Source organism: Streptomyces sp. bgisy130, from assembly GCF_057708345.1.
In genome coordinates, this window is the sequence record NZ_JBYISA010000002.1 from 185,025 (window position 1) to 203,829 (window position 18,805).

General features: G+C 72.1%; 16 protein-coding genes. 4 read left to right on the top strand and 12 right to left on the bottom strand.

What is annotated here, in order from left to right:
* Positions 1–80 precede the first annotated feature (80 nt).
* The 3 genes from AC3EUV_RS03570 to AC3EUV_RS03580 form a co-directional block, all read right to left on the bottom strand.
* Positions 81–1,511 (bottom strand): MFS transporter, encoded by a 1,431-nt coding sequence (locus tag AC3EUV_RS03570; protein ID WP_435602124.1) that lies wholly within the window; start codon positions 1,509–1,511, stop codon positions 81–83.
* A 236-nt stretch (positions 1,512–1,747) separates the two neighbouring features.
* On the bottom strand, positions 1,748–2,539 hold the full coding sequence (locus AC3EUV_RS03575; RefSeq protein WP_435602125.1) for a uracil-DNA glycosylase: 792 nt from the start codon (positions 2,537–2,539) through the stop codon (positions 1,748–1,750).
* A gap of 107 nt (positions 2,540–2,646) precedes the next feature.
* Entirely contained in the window at positions 2,647–3,207 is a 561-nt protein-coding gene (locus AC3EUV_RS03580; RefSeq protein WP_432145714.1) for a hypothetical protein, read from the bottom strand.
* A gap of 168 nt (positions 3,208–3,375) precedes the next feature.
* Between AC3EUV_RS03580 and AC3EUV_RS03585 the strand changes: the two genes are divergently transcribed.
* The gene (locus tag AC3EUV_RS03585) at positions 3,376–4,089 is read left to right on the top strand and encodes a GntR family transcriptional regulator (protein ID WP_432145713.1); all 714 of its coding nucleotides are present in this window, start codon (positions 3,376–3,378) and stop codon (positions 4,087–4,089) included.
* Between the two features lie 21 nt (positions 4,090–4,110).
* On the opposite strand, the gene AC3EUV_RS03590 is transcribed toward AC3EUV_RS03585, so the two are convergent.
* The gene (locus tag AC3EUV_RS03590) at positions 4,111–5,487 is read right to left on the bottom strand and encodes an aminopeptidase P family protein (protein WP_432145712.1); all 1,377 of its coding nucleotides are present in this window, start codon (positions 5,485–5,487) and stop codon (positions 4,111–4,113) included.
* A 138-nt stretch (positions 5,488–5,625) separates the two neighbouring features.
* Here AC3EUV_RS03590 and AC3EUV_RS03595 point away from each other — a divergent pair, with 138 nt between their 5' ends.
* The gene (locus AC3EUV_RS03595; protein WP_435602126.1) at positions 5,626–7,956 is read left to right on the top strand and encodes a collagenase; all 2,331 of its coding nucleotides are present in this window, start codon (positions 5,626–5,628) and stop codon (positions 7,954–7,956) included.
* On the opposite strand, the gene AC3EUV_RS03600 is transcribed toward AC3EUV_RS03595, so the two are convergent.
* The 4 genes from AC3EUV_RS03600 to AC3EUV_RS03615 all read right to left on the bottom strand — a co-directional run bounded on the left by AC3EUV_RS03600 (position 7,928) and on the right by AC3EUV_RS03615 (position 12,289).
* Positions 7,928–8,302 (bottom strand): STAS domain-containing protein, encoded by a 375-nt coding sequence (locus AC3EUV_RS03600; RefSeq protein ID WP_432145710.1) that lies wholly within the window; start codon positions 8,300–8,302, stop codon positions 7,928–7,930. The genes AC3EUV_RS03595 and AC3EUV_RS03600 overlap by 29 nt on opposite strands.
* 151 nt (positions 8,303–8,453) lie before the next feature.
* Complete coding sequence (locus AC3EUV_RS03605; protein WP_432145709.1) at positions 8,454–10,856, bottom strand: glycoside hydrolase family 65 protein; 2,403 nt, start codon at positions 10,854–10,856, stop codon at positions 8,454–8,456.
* Entirely contained in the window at positions 10,853–11,617 is a 765-nt protein-coding gene (locus AC3EUV_RS03610; RefSeq protein WP_435602270.1) for an HAD family hydrolase, read from the bottom strand. Before AC3EUV_RS03610 ends, AC3EUV_RS03605 begins: the two co-directional genes overlap by 4 nt.
* A 96-nt stretch (positions 11,618–11,713) precedes the next feature.
* Entirely contained in the window at positions 11,714–12,289 is a 576-nt protein-coding gene (locus AC3EUV_RS03615; RefSeq protein ID WP_432145708.1) for an Rv1733c family protein, read from the bottom strand.
* A 199-nt stretch (positions 12,290–12,488) separates the two neighbouring features.
* Between AC3EUV_RS03615 and AC3EUV_RS03620 the strand changes: the two genes are divergently transcribed.
* Entirely contained in the window at positions 12,489–13,196 is a 708-nt protein-coding gene (locus tag AC3EUV_RS03620) for a response regulator (RefSeq protein WP_432145707.1), read from the top strand.
* A gap of 38 nt (positions 13,197–13,234) precedes the next feature.
* Here AC3EUV_RS03620 and AC3EUV_RS03625 read toward each other — a convergent pair whose 3' ends face one another.
* Positions 13,235–14,959, bottom strand: coding sequence for a sensor histidine kinase (locus tag AC3EUV_RS03625; RefSeq protein ID WP_432145706.1), 1,725 nt, complete (start codon positions 14,957–14,959; stop codon positions 13,235–13,237).
* Between the two features lie 222 nt (positions 14,960–15,181).
* Between AC3EUV_RS03625 and AC3EUV_RS03630 the strand changes: the two genes are divergently transcribed.
* Positions 15,182–16,057, top strand: a complete 876-nt coding sequence (locus AC3EUV_RS03630; RefSeq protein ID WP_435602127.1) for a universal stress protein — start codon at positions 15,182–15,184, stop codon at positions 16,055–16,057.
* Positions 16,058–16,078: 21 nt separating this feature from the next.
* Here AC3EUV_RS03630 and ppk2 read toward each other — a convergent pair whose 3' ends face one another.
* From ppk2 to AC3EUV_RS03645, 3 genes are read right to left on the bottom strand one after another with little or no spacing between them, the layout of a single operon-like run.
* Positions 16,079–16,900: a polyphosphate kinase 2 gene (ppk2, locus tag AC3EUV_RS03635; RefSeq protein ID WP_435602128.1), complete on the bottom strand. Its 822-nt coding sequence runs from the start codon at positions 16,898–16,900 to the stop codon at positions 16,079–16,081.
* Positions 16,901–16,942: 42 nt separating this feature from the next.
* The gene (locus AC3EUV_RS03640) at positions 16,943–18,289 is read right to left on the bottom strand and encodes a nicotinate phosphoribosyltransferase (RefSeq protein ID WP_432145703.1); all 1,347 of its coding nucleotides are present in this window, start codon (positions 18,287–18,289) and stop codon (positions 16,943–16,945) included.
* A gap of 58 nt (positions 18,290–18,347) precedes the next feature.
* Positions 18,348–18,647, bottom strand: a complete 300-nt coding sequence (locus AC3EUV_RS03645) for a dsRBD fold-containing protein (protein ID WP_432145702.1) — start codon at positions 18,645–18,647, stop codon at positions 18,348–18,350.
* Positions 18,648–18,805: the final 158 nt, after the last annotated feature.

Here is an 18,805-nt window from a genome sequence, read left to right on the forward strand (position 1 = left end):
CGCAGATCCGGCCCAGGTGAATGACTACGACAGCTTCGCCGAGGCGTACTCGGCGGACAACGAACACAACCTCCTGAACGTCAGGCGCCATCCTCCACCGCCACGCTTCGCGCCCGCAGCCGTGGCCGGCGGATGGCGAATAGGCCGAAGGCGCCGAGGAAGGCCAGTACGGACGTGCCGCGGAGGACGGCCTCGATGGCGGGGCCGTCGGCGGCCGCGGTGGTGGGGGAGCCGCTGACGGCCTCCAGTACCGTTGCCGCGATCGTCACGCTCACCGCGCCGAACAGCACCAGCGACGTCAGCACCAGACCCGACGCCGCGCCGGTTCGCTCCGCGGGGACATGCGCTTGCGTCGCCACATTCGTCAGCGCCCACCCCAGCCCGATGCCCACTCCGCAGATCACGAAGACCACCGCGTACCAGCCCAGGGGCCGCACCCAGGTCAGGGCCAGCAACCCGGCACCGCTGGTGAGCATGCCGCAGGCCATCAGGGTCTCGGCGTGCCAGCGCAGCGCCAGGTGTCCGGCCCGGTAACTCGCCGCTCCGACGCCGCAGGAGAGGGCCAGGAAGATCAACCCGGCCTGGGACGGCGACAGCCCCCGTGCCTGCTGTAGATAGAGCGCCGAGAGCACCGCGATCAGGCAATAGACCACATTCGACAGCGAGCCCGCGAGAGTGATCACGTCGAACTTCACATTGCGGAACAGCGACAGCTCGATCAGCGGCTCCGGCGCCCGCCGCTCCACCGCCACGAACAGCACCAGGAAGGCGACCCCCAGCGCGAAGGTGGCCAGCGTGGGTGCGGAGGCCCACCCCCAGCCCGGCCCCTGGTCGACGGCGAGCATCAGACACGCCAGGCCCAGGGCGACGGTCGCCGCACCGGGAAGATCGAGGCGGCGGGTCGCCTGCGCGTCGCGGCTCTCGGGGACGAAGCGGAGCACCAGCAGCGTGGCGGCAAGGCACACCGGCACATTCAGCAGGAACACCGCACGCCAGCTGACGTGTTCGGCGAAGACACCTCCCACGAACGGCCCGAGGGCGGTGCCGATGGAACTGAACGCGAGCACCGTACCGACCGCGGGCCCCTGCCGCGCGTCCCGGAAGTAACTGGTCACCACCGCCACGGACACCGGGAAGATCAGCGCCGCACCGGTCCCCTGCACCACGCGCGCGCCGACGAGCCAGGGGGCGTTCTGTGCGGCGCTGCACACCACCGACATGACGGCGAACACAAGCAGGCCGATCACAATGACCCGCCGTCGCCCGTGCACATCGGCGGTCCGGCCGCCGACGATCATCAACGCGCCGATGGCCAGCATGTATCCACTGATCAGCCACTGGAGGTCGGTCGACGAGGTCCCGAAGTCGCGGGCGATGACCGGCAGCATCAGATCGAGTGCGAACCAGTCCATCTGCACGATGAGCATGGACAGCGCGGCAGCGGCGATCACTGCCCGGTCCTGGCGCGAGAAGGAGCCGTCCGAAACGGCCTCCTCGACCTTGTTCGCCACGCGCACTCCTCTGCGTTCCGCGGAAAGTGCCGAGCGGTCATGCGGGTGCGTCTGTCTGCATCTCCGTCTGCGGCTGCGTCGTGGCTGGGCGCGCAGTTCCCCGCGCCCCTTCGGGCGCACCACCCGCCGGTCCGCGCAGCCGTTCCGCTCCAGGATAGAAGTCGGTGTCCGGGGCCGCACGGCGGCGGAGTCGTGGGTCGCGTCCTGCTTGGCGGCGCCTGGTGTGGCCTCGGGAGTCAGTCCGCTGACGGTCTCAGGCCAGCGGCCTCGGCGGCGCGGGTGAGGAGTTCGATGAGCATGTCGGAGGTGAGCCGGCCGGTGAACGTGTTGCGCTGGCTGGGGTGGTAGCTCCCGAGCACCTGGAGTTCCCGCCGCTGCCCGGTGGCGGGCAGGGTCAGCCGCACCCCGTGGCCGAACGCGGGGCGGGGCCGGGGGAGCGGCCATCCCGTTTCGCCGAGTACGGGCAGCAGCGCCTGCCAGCCGAAGGCGCCCAGGGCCACGACCGCGCGCAGGGTCGGGCTGAGGAGTTCCAGTTCTGCCGACAGCCACGGCCGGCAGGTACGGCGCTCGGCGGGCGTCGGCCGGTTCTCCGGCGGCGCGCAGTGCACCGGTGCGGTGACCCGTACCCCGTACAGCTCCAGTCCGTCGTCCCGGTCCGTCGCGGTGGGCCGGGAGGCGAGGCCGACCGCGTGCAGTGCGGCGAACAGGAAGTCGCCGGAGGCGTCCCCGGTGAACATCCGGCCGGTGCGATTGCCGCCGTGGGCGGCCGGCGCCAGTCCGACGATGGCCAGCGCCGCGTCCGCCGGCCCGAACCCCGGGACGGGGCGGGCCCAGTACTCCTGGCCCCGGAATGCCGCGCGCGGCTGGGCGGCGGTCTCCTCGCGCCAGGCCACCAGCCGGGGGCAGGCCCGGCAGCGGACCAGCTCCGCATCCAGCTCCGCGAGCCTCCCGCAGCGCCCCGCGTGATAGGCGGGGAAGCCGCTCTCGTCCGTGCCGGGCGGTGATCCCGCCGCCCCGGATTGCTCCATGTCCCCACGCTAGAGGACCCGGGACCCGCAGTCGGTGTCTCCGCGGCGCGACTGCCCGGACGGCACGACTGCCCGGGCCGGCACGGCGGCGCCCGGCCGGCCCGGCCTCACCACGGCCGCGACCTGCGCCACTCCACTTCTTCGGGCGTCATCGGGGCGAGGATGCGGTAGACATCGCCGATCCGCAGATCGTCCGGTGTGGCGTACTTTCCATGGGCCCGGATGACCCTGACGGATACCTGCGAGGTGGGCTGCCAGTAGACGCGGTAGTACGGCGCCTGCGAGGGAAAATCCGGAACCTCTACGAGGGGGGTGCCGCGGTTCTCCAGCAGCCTGCGGAGTTTCTCGAAGCGCAGCCTGCGGTCGAACCGCCCGTACCGGGAGCGGAGATTTTCCCCGACGATCTTTCCGCCCCGCGCGAGCCGGTGCACCTGGAGGGTGAAGTGGTGGCCGGTCCATGGGGCGTCGGCGAATGCGCGCTGCCAGGAGAACTCCGCCAGACCGTAGTCGCGCCACATGTAGGGATCGTCGGCATCGGTCGGGGGGTTCTCGGCGTACTCCGTGCCCAGGACCTGGGTGACCTCGTCGGGGGAGGCCGTCGGCGGAGCGCCGAGCAGCGTTCCGGTGGTGACCACGTTCAGGTAGAACGCGAGGGAATAGGGGGTCAACTGCCGCTCCTGGAAGGGGAAAGGGGAGCCCTCATGACCGGCTGCGGAAAGTGCGCTGCCGCCGGCCCCGTCAGGCGCGTGACGGAGACGGGGCAGATGGCCGCCATCAGGCAATTGTCGCAACGTGACATTGTACGCTGGCAGTTCGCGGCAACTCGGAGGAGCACGATGGGTGAACTCAAGCATCGCAGCCTGATCACCGCTCAGGAGCGGCTCCGCGATCAGGTCGCCCATCAGCTGCGCGCGGCCCTTGTCGCGGGGGAACTGCGCCCGGGATCGGTCTACTCGGCGCCGGGGCTCGCCGCGGACTTCGGGGTCTCCGCCACCCCGGTGCGGGAGGCGATGCTCGACCTGGCCCGGGAGGGGCTGGTCGAACCGGTCCGCAACAAGGGCTTCCGGATCACCGAGGTGAGCGAGCGCGACCTCGATCAGTACACCGAGATACGGGCACTGATCGAGGTGCCGGTCGTCGGCCTGGTCACCCGTGCCGCCGGCCGCGCACAGCTGGAGGCCCTCCGCCCGGCCGCGCTGGAGATCGTCGCGGCGGCCCGGGCGCACGACCTCATCGGCTATCTGGAGGCCGACCGCCGCTTCCATCTCGAACTGCTCGGCCTCGGCGGCAATGACCGTCTCGTGGAGACCGTGGGCGATCTGCGCAAACGCTCCCGCCTCTACGGCCTGACCCGTCTCGACGAGCGCGATCAGCTGCTGCCCTCCGCCGAGGAGCACGTGGAGCTGCTCGAGGTGATGCTGACCGGCGATGCCGAGGCGGCCGAGTCCTGTATGGCCCGCCACCTCGGTCATGTCCGCTCGCTGTGGGCCGGCGACGGGGACGAGCCGCTGGTGCCGCGGCCGCACCTGCCGGGCGTACGCCGGGCCTGAGGGGCCGCCGGCTCGGGCTCCTCAGGAGAGGAGGCCGGCCATCCACTCCTCCACACCGTCGGCGGTGCGCGGCAGCGCCGAGGACATCAGCCGCGCCCCGTCCGCCGTGATCACCAGATCGTCCTCGATACGGATGCCGATACCGCGCAGCTCGCGCGGCAGGGTCTCGTCGTCGGGCTGGAGGTAGAGCCCCGGTTCGACCGTGAGGACCTGACCCTCCGTCAGCACGCCGTCCAGATACTGTTCCGCGCGGGCCCGGCCGCAGTCGTGCACATCGAGGCCGAGCATATGTCCCGAACTGCACAGCGTGTAACGCCGGTACAGACCGCTGTCGGGGGCCAGCGCCTCCGCCGCCGGGACGGGCAGCACACCCCAGTCGGCCAGGCCCTCGGCCAGGACGGTCACACAGGCCCGGTGGAAGTCGCGGAAGCTCGCCCCCGGTTTGAGGGCGGCGATGCCCGCGTCCTGCGCGGCGAGCACCAGCTCGTACACCCGGCGCTGCACCGGGGAGAAGTGCCCGGACAGCGGCAGGGTGCGGGTGAGGTCCGCGGTGTAGAGCGAGTCGGTCTCCACGCCCGCGTCGAGCAGCAGCAACTGGTCCGGGTCGAGCGGACCGTCGTTGCGGATCCAGTGGAGCACACAGGCGTGGGCGCCGGCGGCGGCGATGGTCTCGTACCCGGTGCCATTGCCCTCGGCGCGGGCGCGCAGCTGGAAGACCCCCTCGATCCAGCGTTCCCCACGGGGGTGGCGCAGCGCGGCGGGGAGGGACCGTACGACGTCCTCGAAGCCGGTGACGGTGTGATCGACGGCCTGCTGGAGCTGTCCGACTTCCCAGGCGTCCTTCACCAGCCGCAACTCGCTGAGCACGCAGGAGAGTTCGGGATCGCGGGAGGCCACCCGGTCGGCCGTGTGGTGCACCAGGTCGTCCAGGTGGGCGCAGCGGATGCCGGTGAGCCGCGCGGCCTCGGTGAGGTCGGGGCGGCGGCCCACCCAGAACTCGCCGTATTTGCGGTCCCGGTAGAACTCCCCGCTGCCGTCCCGCGGTGAGCGCGGCCGTATGTACAGGACCGCCTCGCCGTCCGGCTCCAGCACCAGCACATGTCCCGGCTGGTCCTCGCCCGTCAGCCCGGTCAGCCAGGCGTAGGCGCTGTGCGGCCGGAAGCGGTGATCGCAGTCATGGGAACGCACCATCAACTCGCCTGCGGGGACGAGCAGTCGCTCGCCGGGGAAGCGGGCGGTGAGCCGGGACCGGCGGTCGGCGAAGAGCGCGAAGCCGGGGACGCGGGAGCCGGCGGGGAGCGGGGTGGTGGCCCACTGGCCGGTCATGAAGTCGGCGAGGGCGTCCGAGACCGGCAAGTCATGGCTTCCGGTGTGGAGTTGAGTGGTGCGCGAGGTCATGTCGACGCCTCCGGGAAAGGTGGGTTCTGAAGCCTTGTCAGTGCAATTTCACATTACTATGTTATAGGTCACACCTCGTGGAGTGAAGGCCAACGCCCCACCCCCCCCACAACCCCCCACCCCCTCTCGGAGGTTCAGGTGTCACATTTGCCCACACCGCGCAGGATCCTGCTGGCCGCGACACTCGTCACGGTCCTCGCCCTGCCGGTAGTCCAGTCGGCCCAGGCCGCGCCGCACGCGTCGGCCACCCCCGCACAGCAGCTCGGTCAGCGGGCTGCCGGACCCACCCCCAACCCCTTCGACCAGGTCCAACGCCTCGCCAGGAAACCGAAGTTCACCCCGGAACCCGCGCCGGCACCCCGCTCACTCACCGAGCGGGGCCGGATACCGGGCCCGCAGACCAGACCCGTCGCCGCCCTGCCGCGCGGCTCCAGATCCGCCGTCGCCCCCTGCACCCTCGACGGCATCACGGGGCTCGGCCCCGAACAGTTCGCGGACTTCCTCGCCGACCCGGCCGTCACCGCCGACGACTGTCTGCGCAGGCTCGTATGGACCTGGGACGGCCGGCTCGTCCCCGTCATGTCCGATGCCCATGTCCAGGCCGTGGCCCGTCGTATCACCGGGCTGGCCGCCGCCCATGACGGCAAGAACTCCAGCCATCTGTACGAGATGTTCACCTATCTGCACGCGGTGGCCTACCAGGACTTCTCGCACGACGAGATCGACCTCACCGACGGCCCCACCGTCGACACCATCCGCCGCGCGGTCGACGCCTTCGCCGCCGCGGCCCGTACCTTCGACGTCACCCGCACCAACGCCGACACCCTGCGCGAAGCCCTGGACGCCGCCAGCGCCCCCGGGCTGCGCCAGCATCAACTCGGCCTGATCCGCAAGGTCCTGGCGACCATGGACGCGTCCCATACCGCCACCCACAAGGACCCGGCATGGGGGAACGCCGCCCTCGCCGCGCTCTCCGTCAACTACCTGGGCGTCTACCCCGGCAACAAGGACACCGCCTTCCAGGCCGCGGTCACCAACGACTCCGGCTACCGCGCCGTCTTCAAGGGCTTCGTCGGGTACACCCACCTCAAGGGCACACCCAACGCCTGGGTCATCCGCGATGCCCTCCTGGAGTACGGCCGCTTCGGTGAGATCGCCGCCCTCAAGCCGGGCATCATCACCGACCTCGGCGCGCTGCTCCCCACCACCGTGCAGAACTACGGCGAGGGCAGCGAGCCCTGGGCCAAGGTGGCCACCTGGCTCAACTACTTCGGGGCCTGTGCCCCGTACGGGGTGTGCAAGTCGGACATCGAAAAGCGGATCTTCCCGCGCACCTACTCCTACGACAACGGCGCCATCAAGGTCCGCACCGCCCTCGACCGCGCCACCGTCGACCAGCTCTACTATGCGTCCAAGCAGGTCAGGGCGCAGTTCCACCGGGTGGTCGGCACTACGGAACCGCTCGCCGGCGACCCCAACACCACCCTGAACATCGTGCTGTACGCCTCGCGCGCCGACTACGAGGTCTACCACCCGCTGCTCACCGGCATGGGCACCAACAACGGCGGCGTCTACATCGAGCGCGGCGCCACCTTCTACACCTACCAGCGCCGCGTCCCCCAGGACTCCACGCTCACCCTCGAAGAGCTCTTCCGGCACGAGTACGTCCACTACCTCAACGGCCGCTTCGCCGTCCCCGGCTTCTTCGGCGAAGGCCCCTGGTACCAGGGCGACCGCACCACCGCCATGGACGAGGGCAGCGCCGAATTCTTCGACGGCTCGACCCGTGACGACGGGATCGCCGTACGCCGGTCCCTCGTCAAGGGCATCATCGCGGACACCGCGGGCGGCGGACCGCGCATGAGCGTCAACCAGCTGCTGCACGCGACCTATGACGGCGACGGCTTCCGCTTCTACAACTACGCCGGGACGTTCTTCGAGTTCCTGTGGCGCGACTACCCGGCGAAGCTCCAGGAGATGTACCGCCAGCTGCGCGCCGACGACCCGGCCGGGTTCGATTCCTGGCGCAACCGCATGGGGTCCGACCAGGGGCTCCAGCAGCAGTACGACGCCTTCCTCGACGCCCAGATCGCCATCGTCGACGACCTCTACGTACCGAAGACGACCTTCGTCCCCAACGGCTCCCTGAAACTGTCCCGCCCCGCCGACGTCCAGAGCGCCCTCATTGCCGCCACCGGGAGCCGGCCCACCTGCAAGGACGGCGGCGACCCGGCCTACGGCCGGTTCCTGTGCACCGGCCGGATCACCGCCAACCTCAGCAACTCCGGCAGCCCCGACCAGATCTTCAAGGACATGGCGGAAACGGTCGACTACTTCATCCTCGACCGTGCCGAGCCCGCGGCGAACAACTTCGCCGACATGAACTGCTCCTTCGGCCCCACCGAGATCTGGTCCTCGGGCAAGGCCGGCACCGCGGACTTCAGCTGTGAGGGGCCGCTGCGGAGGTGATGGACCCGCCGCCTCCGGTGCCGCACGGCCCGTCGTCCCCAGGGCGGGCCGTGTCCGGAGGGGCACCGAGGATGTCGAAGCTGCCGGTGAGACCGACGGCGTCCAGCGTGCGCAGGAAGCGCGGGTCGGTGATCACCAGGGAGAGCCGGCCGCCGTGCGCACGGGCGCGGCGGCGGGCGCGGCACAGCACCCCGATACCGCCGCAGTCGAGGAAGTCCACCCGGCTCAGATCCAGCACCATGTGCGGACGGTCCCCCGCCGTCACCGGGTCGAGGCGCCTGTTGGTACGCGCCGCGCTGGGGTAGTCCAGCTCTCCGAAGAGTTTGACGACGATCGGCGCGCCCATAGGGCTCTCACGCCTCGGTGTCGTCGACTGCCGCATGGTTCTCACCTGTCCGCACGATTCCGGCCTCCGGGCCGCTGTCACCATGAAAGGCGGCGGACGCGCCGGGCAGGAGGGCCGGGCGGGCCATGACCGATAGGGCCCTTCGGCCCCCTCAGTCCTCGGGCAGGTCCAGCCGCCGGGACGTACCGGGCGCGAGGGTGAACGAGCGGTCGCGCAGATTCACCCGTACCGCGGCGTTCTCGGAGGCCGGCACCGCGATCCGTACCTGCTCGGCACGGATCCGCAGATCGATGTCCCAGTGACGCCGGTAGCGGAAGCGCACCCCGAACTTGGAGAGCTCGCGCAGCGGCGCCGGATCGAGCCAGAGTGCCTGGTCACGGGTCTCCAGCCCGGTCATCCCGCGCTGGACGAAGTCCAGGGTGCCGGCCATCGCGCCCAGGTGGATGCCCTCCGCCGTGGTGCCGCCCTGGACGTCCGCCACGTCCCCGGTCAGGGCCTCCTCACAGTACGTCCAGGCGTCGGGACGCTGCACCCGGGCCAGGACCCAGGCATGGACCAGGGCGCTGAGCGTCGAACCGTGGCTGGTGCGGTGCAGGTAGTAGTCGACGGTGGCGTGCCAGGTGTCCTCGTCGAGGGGGTAGCCGAGCCGGCGGAACACCGAGGCGAGCTCCGACGGGGCGAAGAGATAGCCCAGCATCAGGACGTCCGCCTGTTTGGAGGCCTGGTAGCGGTTGACGGTGTCGCCCTCCGCCTCCAGGATCCGGTCCAGCCGGCGGATGTCGCCGTAGCGCTGCCGGTATCCGTGCCAGTCGAGCTCGGCGAGCTCCCCGTACCCGGCGAACTGGCTGATCACCCCGCGGTGGTACGGGACATGGAGCCGGTGCGCGATGTCCTCCCAGCGCTCGGGTTCCTCCGGGGCGAGCTGCACCTGTTCGAAGAGCTGCCGCTGGTGGGGCTCGGGCAGTGTGCGGCACAGGTCGAGCGCGCGCATCAGTACCCAGGCGGCCGTGACATTGGTGTAGGCGTTGTCGTCCACCCCCGGTTCGGCGGCGTCGGGATAGCCGTCGTGGTACTCGTCGGGACCGACCACCCCGCGGATGCGATAGCGGCCGAGGGAGGCGTCCCAGTCCGCGGCCGCGGCCCAGAAGCGGGCGATCTCCAGCAGCATCTCGGCACCCCTGGTGTGCAGGAACTCGGTGTCGCCGCTGGCCTGTCCGTACTGCCACACGTTGTAGGCGATCGCCGACCCGACGTGGTGCTGGAGCCGGGAGTAGTCGGGCAGCCAGCGCCCCGAGCGCGGATTGAGATGCAGCTGCTGGGTCTCCTCGCGGCCGTCGCCCGCGCTCTGCCACGGGTACATCGCCCCGCTGCGGCCCGCCTCCCGCGCCGCGTGACAGGCCGCGGGCAGCCGCCGGTAGCGGTAGTCGAGCAGCGCCCGGGAGACCTGCGGGAGGTGCAGGTTCAGGAACGGCAGGACGAACAGCTCGTCCCAGAAGACATGCCCGCGGTACGCCTCGCCGTGCAGGCCCCGGGCCGGCACCCCGACATCCAGCTCGGCGGTGTGCGGCGAGAGGGTCTGGAGCACATGGAAGAGGTGCAGCTTCAGGATCCGGCCCGACTCTCCGGGGACCTCCAGCTTGGCCTGCCGCCAAAGGTTCTCCCAGGCGCGGCGGTGGGCGGCGCGCAGTTGCCGGAAGTGCGGGGCGAGGGCCACCGCGTCCACGGCCGTGTGGCGCGGGCTCTCGATCGCCGGGTCGCGGGAGGTGTAGAGCGCCACCGTCTTGTCGACGACCGCGGGGGAGCCGGGGTCAACCGGCAGCACCAGGGTGTGGAACGCCCGCAGCGCGGTCAGCTGCGGCCGGGCCACCCCGTTGTGGCCACCCGGGACCCGGGTCCGGGCGGCCAGCGCGATACGGATGTCCGAGTCGAGGGTGCGGCAGCTCAGCCACACCGTGTCCGGCTGCTCGGCGCCGGTCTCCCAGCCCGTCAGATGCTGGTCCGCCAGACCGCGGTAGCGCGCGACGCCGGCATTGCGGACCGCACCGTCGATCCCGGCCTCCACCTCCACCGCGCCCGACCACCCGTCGGACGCGAAACAGGTGCGCAGCGCGGCCAGATGAGGCTCGCCCATGTGCACCAGACGGCACTGCTCCACGGTCAGCCGCCGGCCCGCCTCGTCCTCGTAGACCGACCAGCGGGTCAGGGTGCCGTGCCGCAGTTCCAGCGTCTGCCGGTGCTCCGTCAGATACGGGTGGTCGGGGGAGAGCCAGGGGCCGGGGGCCGCGTCGGCGGGGCAGATCCGGTAGCGCAGCGGGAGCCAGTTGGGCAGGTTGACCATGTCCTCGTTCTCGACGGAGCGGCCGTCCACGGTGGAGAGGAGCCGGTTGTAGCAGCCGGCGGCATAGGTGCCCGGGTAGTGCACGGGCCCGGAGAACACCTCGGACGCCGCGCCGCGGGTGGCGAAGTAGCCGTTGCCGAGGGTGCACAGGGTTTCCCGCAGCCGTTCCGTGTCCGGGTCGTACCCCTCGTACGACCAGGTCCAGGCATGGGTCATCCGCCCGCTCCCGCCGTCAGCAGCTCACCGGGGTCGGCCACGACCACATCGGCGCCGCGGCGGCGCAACGCGGTGGCGCTGTACGGGCCGGCCGCCCGGTCCACGCCCACCACCAGGCCGAATCCGCCGCGGCGGCCGGCCTCGACTCCGGCCAGCGCGTCCTCCACCACGGCGGTGTCCGCGGGCGGTACCCCCAGCCGCCGGGCCGCTTCCACGAAGAGCGCCGGGTCCGGTTTCCCCGGCAGTTGCAGCCGGTTCGCCTCGTTGCCGTCCACTACGGCCGCGAAGAGCGGGCGCACCCCGGCCGCGGACAGCAGCTCGGTCGCATGGCACGAGGCCGAGACGGCGGCACACGGCACCCCTTGGCGCCGCAGCTCCTCCAGCAGGCGCACGGTGCCGGGGAAGGGGGCCACGGGGTGGTTCCGCAGACGTTCGCTGAACAGCTCTTCCTTGCGGGCCGCGACGGCGCCCACGGTGTCCGTGCCCGGCGCGTCGTCCGGGGCGCCGGGCGGCAGGTCAAGGCCCCGGGAGCGCAGGAAGGCGGCCGCGCCGTCCTGCCGGGACCGGCCGTCGACATGGCGCAGATAGTCGCCCACCGGGTCGAAGGGGCGCTGCCCGCCGACGGCCGCGAGACAGGCGTCGAAGGCGCCCTTCCAGGCCGCGGCGTGCACCGCGGCGGAGTCGGTGATGACCCCGTCGGTGTCGAAGATGACGGCCCGCAAGGAGTGCAGGCAGGCTGCCAGGGACAGCGCGCCGGTCATGGTGACGATTCCGTTCGTCGGTGTCTCTTCCATGGCACCACGGCTGCGGTCCCTGGGCGCGCCGCACGGCCCGCCGCCCGGCGGTGGCCCGCCGTGTCACGTCGCCCGCTGCCCCCAGTGCGGGTCCGCCGCCGCCCACTCCCGCTCCCACTGGGCGTAGCGGTGGCGGTTCAGCAGGGCGCGGCCGGTGCGCTGGGCGCCGAGGAGCAGCAGCCCGGCCGAGGTGCCGGCCACGGTACCGACGGCGATGCTCTCGCCCGTCGCCTGCCTGGGGGTGACCGGGTCGCGTACCAGCGCCCCGTGGCGGTCGAGCCAGGCGGTGGTGCGGTCACCGGCCCGCAGGCCCGGCGACACCGTGGTGACGCCCGTGCGCGCGCTCCCGTCGGCGGCCGTCCAGCGCACCGTCGCGTGGACCCGCGAGCCGACGCCACCGGAGACATCCACCCCGATCCGGGGCGGCGGGTTCTCGGTCAGTACGGCCGATACGGTCTGCCGGCCCTGCCGCTCCAGGCCGGTGCCGTCGTCCACGGCGTGCGCGGCGGCCAGCCCGGCGGCCGGCGCGCCCAGGGCGATCAGCACGGCGGTCACCAGCACCAGCCAGCCCTCCGCCACATCCGAACGCCGCCGGAGCGGGCCGCGCCGCCACGGCCGGAGGAACTCGCTGCGAGCCATCACGCACCCCCTGCGCCTGTGGACCCGACCGTCGCACGCGGCGCGAAGCGGGCAGGAGGGGCCGAACGGCCCTCGCGGGGGGCCGGTCGGGGTCGGCTCGGCGGAGGCGGCGGCCCCGTTCGGCCCTGGTGTGCGCACCGTGGCAGGACGACGATGAAAACACCGCCCGCACCGGACGACCGAGAGCGTGGAGGACGCCATGGGCGACGTACGCGAGTTCTCACCGCAGCGGCCGATCCGGGTGTTTCTGCTCGACGACCATGAAGTGGTGCGCCGTGGTGTGCGGGACCTGCTCGACGCGGAACCCGATATCGAGGTGGTCGGGGACGCCGGCACCGCCGAGCGTGCGCTGGCCCGCGGTCCGGCGCTCGGTCCGGATGTCGCCGTGCTCGATGTGCGGCTGCCGGACGGCGACGGGATCAGCGTCTGCCGGGAGTTGCGGTCGCGGCTGCCCGGACTCGGCTGTCTGATGCTCACCTCGTTCGACGACGACGAGGCGCTGCTGGACGCGATCATGGCGGGCGCGGCGGGCTATGTCCTGAAGGAGATCAAGGGATCCGACCTGGTCGCCGCCGTCCGTACGGTCGCCGCCGGCCGCTCGATGCTGGACCCGGCGACCACCGCGCGGCTGATGCACAGCCTGCGCGGCGTGGACAGCGGCGAGGCGCCCGCGGCGGACGCGCTGTCCGGACTGTCGCCGCGGGAGCGGGAGATCCTCGGGCTGATCGGCGCAGGATTGACGAACCGTCAGATCGCGCAGCGGCTCTACCTCTCCGAGAAGACGGTCAAGAACCACATCTCGCGGCTGCTGGCCAAACTCGGGGTGGAACGCCGTATCCAGGCGGCCGTCCTCGCCGCCCAGGGACCGCCGCCCGCCGTCGGGGAGGCCGGGACGTACCGGCTCTGACCCCGGCAGCGGCTCAGACCGACGGCGCCGCCAGCGGCTCAGACCGACGGCAGCGGCGCCTGCCACAGCAGGAGGGTGCCGCCCTGCGCCGGTGCCGCCAGCGTCATCTCACCGCCCACGCTCTCCGCCCGCTTGGCGAGATTGCTCAGCCCGCTCCGCCGGCCATCGCGCGGCAGACCGACCCCGTTGTCCGTGACGCTCAGGCTCAGCGCCCCGCCACCGACCGCCAGCGAGACCTCGACCGTGGTGGCGTGCGCATGCCGCGCGGCATTGCTCAGCGCCTCGCCCAGCACCGCCACCACATGTTCCGCGAGCTCGGCCGGCACATCGGTGTCGATCAGGCCCTGCATCCGCAGCGACGGGGTGAACCCCAGGGCGCGGGCGGCCTGTTCGACCACCGTGACGGTGCGGGCCCGCAGCCCGTGGCCGGACCGGCCCGGCGCATGGGCGCGCAGTCCGAAGATGGTGGACCTGATGATCTTGATCGTCTCGTCCAGATCGTCCACCGCGCGCAGCAGCCGCTCGCTCGCCTCCGGATGGTCCACGAAACGCACCGCGCTCTGGAGCGTCATCCCCGTCGCGAACAGCCGCTGGATCGCCAGGTCGTGCAGATCACGGGCGATCCGGTCGCGGTCCTGAAGGAGGGTGAGCTGCTCGGCGGACCGGCGTTGGTCGGCGAGTTCCATCGCGAGGGCCGCCTGTCCCGCGAAGGTCAGCAGCGGGCCGGTCTCCAGCTCGGTGAACGGGGGCCGCTCCCGTACCCGCGCCACCAGCAGTACGCCACGGGCCCGGCCGCCGGTGATCATCGGCACGGCGACCGCCGGTCCCAGCCCCATCCACCGCGGCGGCCCCGCCGTGATCCGCGGATCCTGTTCGACCTGGGTGCTGATCAGCGGCTCCCGCACGTCGAGCGCCGCCCCCATGAACGACCCCTGCCGGGGGAGGATCAGTCCGCGGTGCGCCTCGGCGTCGACGCCGGAGGCAAGGGCGACATGCAGCGCCCTGCCGTCCTGTTCGGGGGTCGCGATCACCCCGAGGTCCGCGGTGAGAATCTCCCGCGCCTTGTCCACGATCAGTCCCAGGGCCGCCATCTCGTCCGTCCCCGGCAGCAGCAGCCTGGCGACGATCTCCCCGTTGGCCTGCTGCCACCGCTGCCGGTAGCGGGCCTCCTCGTACAGCCGCGCGTTCTCGATGGCGACGCCCGCCGCCACCGCGAGCGTCGAAAGCACCGTCTCGTCCTCGGCGTCGAACTCGCCGCCGCCCCGTTTCTCGGTGAGGTAGAGGTTCCCGAACACCTCGTCGCCGACCCGGATGGGCACCCCGAGGAAGGAGTGCATGGGCGGGTGGTGCGGCGGAAAGCCGTACGACGACGGGTGCTCGGACAGTTCCGGGAGCCGAAGCGGCCGGGGATGACGGATCAGCTCACCCAGGATGCCGTGCCCCGCGGGCAGCCGGCCGATCGCCTGCTGTTGCGCGTCGGTGACCCCGACCGGCAGGAACTGGGTGAGCCGGGTGCCCTCCGAGACCACGCCCAGCGCCCCGTACTCGGCATCCACGACCACCACCGCCGCTTCCACGATGCGCCGCAGCACTTGAGGCAGATCCAGCTCCCGGCCCACCGACAGCACGGCTTCCAGCAGCAGATTCGCCGGGTCGCCGGGACCCTGCCGCAGGGCGTCGAGACGCTGCTGGAGCTCGTCCGGCAGCGTATCGAGCCGGCGCCGGGCAGTATCGCGCCGGCCGCTTCCGTGGTCGCCCACCATGGCCTCCGCTGGATGGCCCCTCACGCGGGGCGGAGCCGTACTTCCACGGTAGCCGTGGTGCCCTTGCGGGGCTTGTCCCGGCGGCACGGGCCCGCCGCCGGATCACGGAGGACCGGGCGGTCCGCCGCCCGGTTCGCGTCAGGACCTGCACACACCCCGGACCCGGTGCGACGGTGGCAGTAGGGACAAGTCCGCGCCGATCCGAGGAAGGACGTGAGGGCGATGGAGCATCCGCTGGTCGTGGGGACCGATGGATCGGATTCCGCCTTCCGGGCACTCGACTGGGCAGCGGACGAAGCGGCGCGCCACGGCCTTCCGCTGCGGGTCGTCTACGCCTCCCGGTGGGAGCGTTTCGAGGGCGCGGTACCGGCGGACGACGGGGAACGGCCCAGCGAGCAGGTACTCGCCGAGTCCGTCGTCACCTCCGCCGTGGACGTCGCCCGCCGCCGGCAGCCGGAGGTCAAGGTCTCGGGGGAGGTGCTCGCCACCGACGCGGTCACCGCCCTGCTGAACGAGGGGCTCCATGCGACGGCGCTGATCCTGGGGTCCCGGGGACGTGGCGAGATCGCCGGTCTGCTGATGGGCTCGGTCAGCCTGGCGGTGTCGGCTCGCGCCCGCTGCCCGGTCATCGTGGTGCGGGGTGACGTGGCCGGACTGGCGGGCACGCACGGCCGCATCCTCCTCGGCATCGCCGACCCGGCCGGGGAAACGGCGGCCGTCCGCTTCGCCTTCCACGAGGCAGCGGCCCGCCAGTGCACGCTGGAGGCGGTATCCGCCTGGCCCCTCCCGGTACGCGACTCGACCGAGGCCCCGCTGCTCGCCGCGGACGCCCGGCGCTACCACGAGAAGCAGGCATCGGCGCTGCTGGACGAGGCGCTGGACGGCGTGGCCGGGGCGTATCCGGCGGTGCGGGTGCGGCGGGTCACGGTCGAGGGGCCGGCCCACAAGGTCCTGGTGCACCGTACGGCCGCCGCGGATCTGCTGGTGACCGGAGCACAGCACCGCCAGGGCCACTTCGGCCTCCAGCTCGGACGGGTGGCGCACACCGCGCTCTGCCACGCCACCTGCCCCGTGGCCGTGGTGCCGCAGCAGTCCTGAAGCGGGACCGCGGCCCCGCCGTCACCGCTCCAGCCCGGCCGTGTGATCGGGAACGTAGGTCTGGAGGTCCCGGGGCGGCCGCTGATAGCCGGTGGCGGACGGCCGCGGCGGGAGTTCCAGCGACGGCGGGGCGATGTCGTGGTAGGGGACCGTCGACAGCAGATGGGCGATCATGTTCAGCCGGGCCCGGCGTTTGTCATCGCTCTCGACGACGAACCACGGCGCCTCGGCGATATCCGTGTGGACGAACCTGTCGTCCTTCGCCCGCGAGTACTCCTCCCAGCGGGTCAGCGACTCAAGATCCATGGGGGAGAGCTTCCAGCGCCGCGTCGGGTCCTCCAGCCGGCGCCGGAACCGTTGCTCCTGCACCTCGTCACTCACCGAGAACCAGTATTTGCGCAGCAGGATCCCGTCCTCCACCAGCATCCGCTCGAAGACCGGGCACTGCCGCAGAAACCGCTGGTGCTCGGCCGGCGTGCAGAATCCCATGACCCGCTCGACACCGGCCCGGTTGTACCAACTGCGGTCGAACAGCACCATCTCGCCCGCCGCGGGGAGGTGCTCCGTATAGCGCTGGAAGTACCACTGGGTGCGCTCGCGCTCGGTGGGCCGGGGCAGCGCCACGATCCGCGCCACCCGGGGGTTGAGGTACTCGGTGACGCGCTTGATCGTGCTTCCCTTGCCGGCCGCGTCGCGTCCTTCGAAGACCACCACCAGCCGGGCGCCCTCGGTCCGCACCCACTCCTGGAGCTTGACCAGCTCCGTCTGGAGCCGGTACAGCTCCCGCTCGTACAGTGACCGCGGCAGCTTCCCGGGGCCGTTGCCGCCCTGTTTCTCCGCCATATGACGACGGTACGGAGAAAAGCCGCGGCGGGCCTCCCGGCCTCAGGAGTGCGAGCCGAACGGGGCCAGGATCTCGCGCTCGATCCGCCGCCGGACCCGGTCGGTCAGGGCGGAGAGCCGCTTCGACACCCGCGGCCGCACCGCGTGCGGCGACCGGATGTACCGGGCCGTCGCGGGCAGCTCCGCGACATCCGCCACGACCCGCTGCCGGGCGTCCGGCAGCCGGCCCCGCGGGCCGCTGCGCACACCGCCGCGCATCAGCGTCTCCAGCAGCGGCGTACTGCCCGTCGGGAGCGGCTCGTCGGCCAGGCCGAGCACATCGTGGCACCCGGGCAGGCGGAAGACCTGCTTACGCCCCGGGGCGGTCAGCTTCGCCGACGACAGCTTCATCACCGGCCGGCCGTCGTAGGCGACGAGCTTGTACGCCGAGTCCAGGGAGGGCGCGTCGGCGCTCACCCCGACGCGGGTGCCCACGGCGTAGACATCGATCGGCGCGCCCGCCCGCGCCAGGTCGTGCACGCCGTACTCGTCCAGTCCGCCGCTGGCGACGATCCGCACCTGCGGCAGGCCCGCGTTGTCCAGGATCGAGCGGGCCCGCACGGCCAGTTCCGCCAGGTCACCGCTGTCCAGCCGGATGGCCGAACCGTCACCGCGGCCCAGCCCGTTGAGCACCCGGGCCGCGGCCGCGACACCCGACTCGGTGTCGTAGGTGTCCACCAGGAAGGTCACCGGACCGGGGTGGCAGAGCGCGAACGCGGTGAACGCCGCCTCCTCGTCCTCGAACGCCTCGATGTACGAGTGCGCCATGGTGCCGACGGCCGGCAGATCCTCGGCATGCGCGGCCGCCACATTGCTGGTGCCCGCGAAACCGGTCATGGCACCGAGCCGGGCCACCTGGAGGGCGGCGGCGGTGCCGTGGGTACGCCGCAGCGAGAAGTCCACGACGGGGCGGCCCCGCGCGGCGAGCACACAGCGGATGCACTTGGAGGCGATGGCCGTCTGGTGGGTGAGGTGATTCAGCACGAAGGACTCCACCAGCTGCGCCTGCGGCAGCGGCGCGGTGATCTCCATCAGCGGCTCACCCGCCAGCACCACCCGCCCCTCCGGCACCGCCCGGACCTCGCCGGTGAACCGCATGCCCAGGAGCGGCGCCAGCTCGCGCGCCGGCCGCTGCAACGCCTCGGCGAACACCTCGACATCGTCGTGCCCGACCGTGAAACCGGCCAGGAAATCGAGCACGGTCTCGGCCCCCGCGGCGATCAGGAAGCCCCGTTCCGGCGGCAGCGCCCGAACGAAGCAGCTGAAGGTCGCCGGCTGCGTCATGCCCTCGTGGAGATACGAGAGGGCCATGGTGACTTCGTACAGATCGGTGGTCGTCGCATCCGACATGGCCGACTCCTTCCACGGACGGCGAAGCCACCGGCCGGTGCCGCCGCCCGCACCGGGCTCACGCCAGGGCGTCGGTCCAGCCGTAGGCGACGCGACGCTCCCGCCGGGGTGGTGCCGCACCGACCCCTTCGAGGTCGCTGTCGGCCACCCGCAGCAGCTGCCCGGCCAGATCCCGCACCGCACGCCCGGCCGCGATCTCGTCGCCGATCTCCGGTACGTCCCGGTCCTCGGGGCTGCACCGCGCCGTGCCGTGCCCGGTGAGGGTGGTGGTTCCGGTACGGAGCTCCACGCGTGCCTTGGTCGTCCCGTCTTCCTCGAAGAGGTACAGACGGACGGGCCACTCGACTGTCTTTGCCATGGCTTGCCTCCGCTTCCTTGCCGGGGGCCGCCGCCGCGGGACACGGTCCGCACACCCGGCCGGAGCCGCCGGGCCGTCGGCGGCCGAACCCGCTGGATGAGCCCTTACCGTCATCATCCGCCTTCTGCCGTGGCCCGTCCTGGCACGGCCCCTGGGCC

Excerpts from the sequence above, each read along its gene's own strand:
- AC3EUV_RS03575 (WP_435602125.1), bottom strand. The coding sequence starts at position 2,539 with ATGGAGCAATCCGGGGCGGCGGGATCACCGCCCGGCACGGACGAGAGC.
- AC3EUV_RS03585 (WP_432145713.1), top strand. The coding sequence starts at position 3,376 with ATGGGTGAACTCAAGCATCGCAGCCTGATCACCGCTCAGGAGCGGCTC.
- AC3EUV_RS03590 (WP_432145712.1), bottom strand. The coding sequence starts at position 5,487 with ATGACCTCGCGCACCACTCAACTCCACACCGGAAGCCATGACTTGCCG.
- AC3EUV_RS03600 (WP_432145710.1), bottom strand. The coding sequence starts at position 8,302 with ATGGGCGCGCCGATCGTCGTCAAACTCTTCGGAGAGCTGGACTACCCC.
- AC3EUV_RS03605 (WP_432145709.1), bottom strand. The coding sequence starts at position 10,856 with ATGACCCATGCCTGGACCTGGTCGTACGAGGGGTACGACCCGGACACG.
- AC3EUV_RS03610 (WP_435602270.1), bottom strand. The coding sequence starts at position 11,617 with ATGACCGGCGCGCTGTCCCTGGCAGCCTGCCTGCACTCCTTGCGGGCC.
- AC3EUV_RS03615 (WP_432145708.1), bottom strand. The coding sequence starts at position 12,289 with ATGGCTCGCAGCGAGTTCCTCCGGCCGTGGCGGCGCGGCCCGCTCCGG.
- AC3EUV_RS03620 (WP_432145707.1), top strand. The coding sequence starts at position 12,489 with ATGGGCGACGTACGCGAGTTCTCACCGCAGCGGCCGATCCGGGTGTTT.
- AC3EUV_RS03625 (WP_432145706.1), bottom strand. The coding sequence starts at position 14,959 with ATGGTGGGCGACCACGGAAGCGGCCGGCGCGATACTGCCCGGCGCCGG.
- AC3EUV_RS03630 (WP_435602127.1), top strand. The coding sequence starts at position 15,182 with ATGGAGCATCCGCTGGTCGTGGGGACCGATGGATCGGATTCCGCCTTC.
- ppk2 (WP_435602128.1), bottom strand. The coding sequence starts at position 16,900 with ATGGCGGAGAAACAGGGCGGCAACGGCCCCGGGAAGCTGCCGCGGTCA.
- AC3EUV_RS03640 (WP_432145703.1), bottom strand. The coding sequence starts at position 18,289 with ATGTCGGATGCGACGACCACCGATCTGTACGAAGTCACCATGGCCCTC.
- AC3EUV_RS03645 (WP_432145702.1), bottom strand. The coding sequence starts at position 18,647 with ATGGCAAAGACAGTCGAGTGGCCCGTCCGTCTGTACCTCTTCGAGGAA.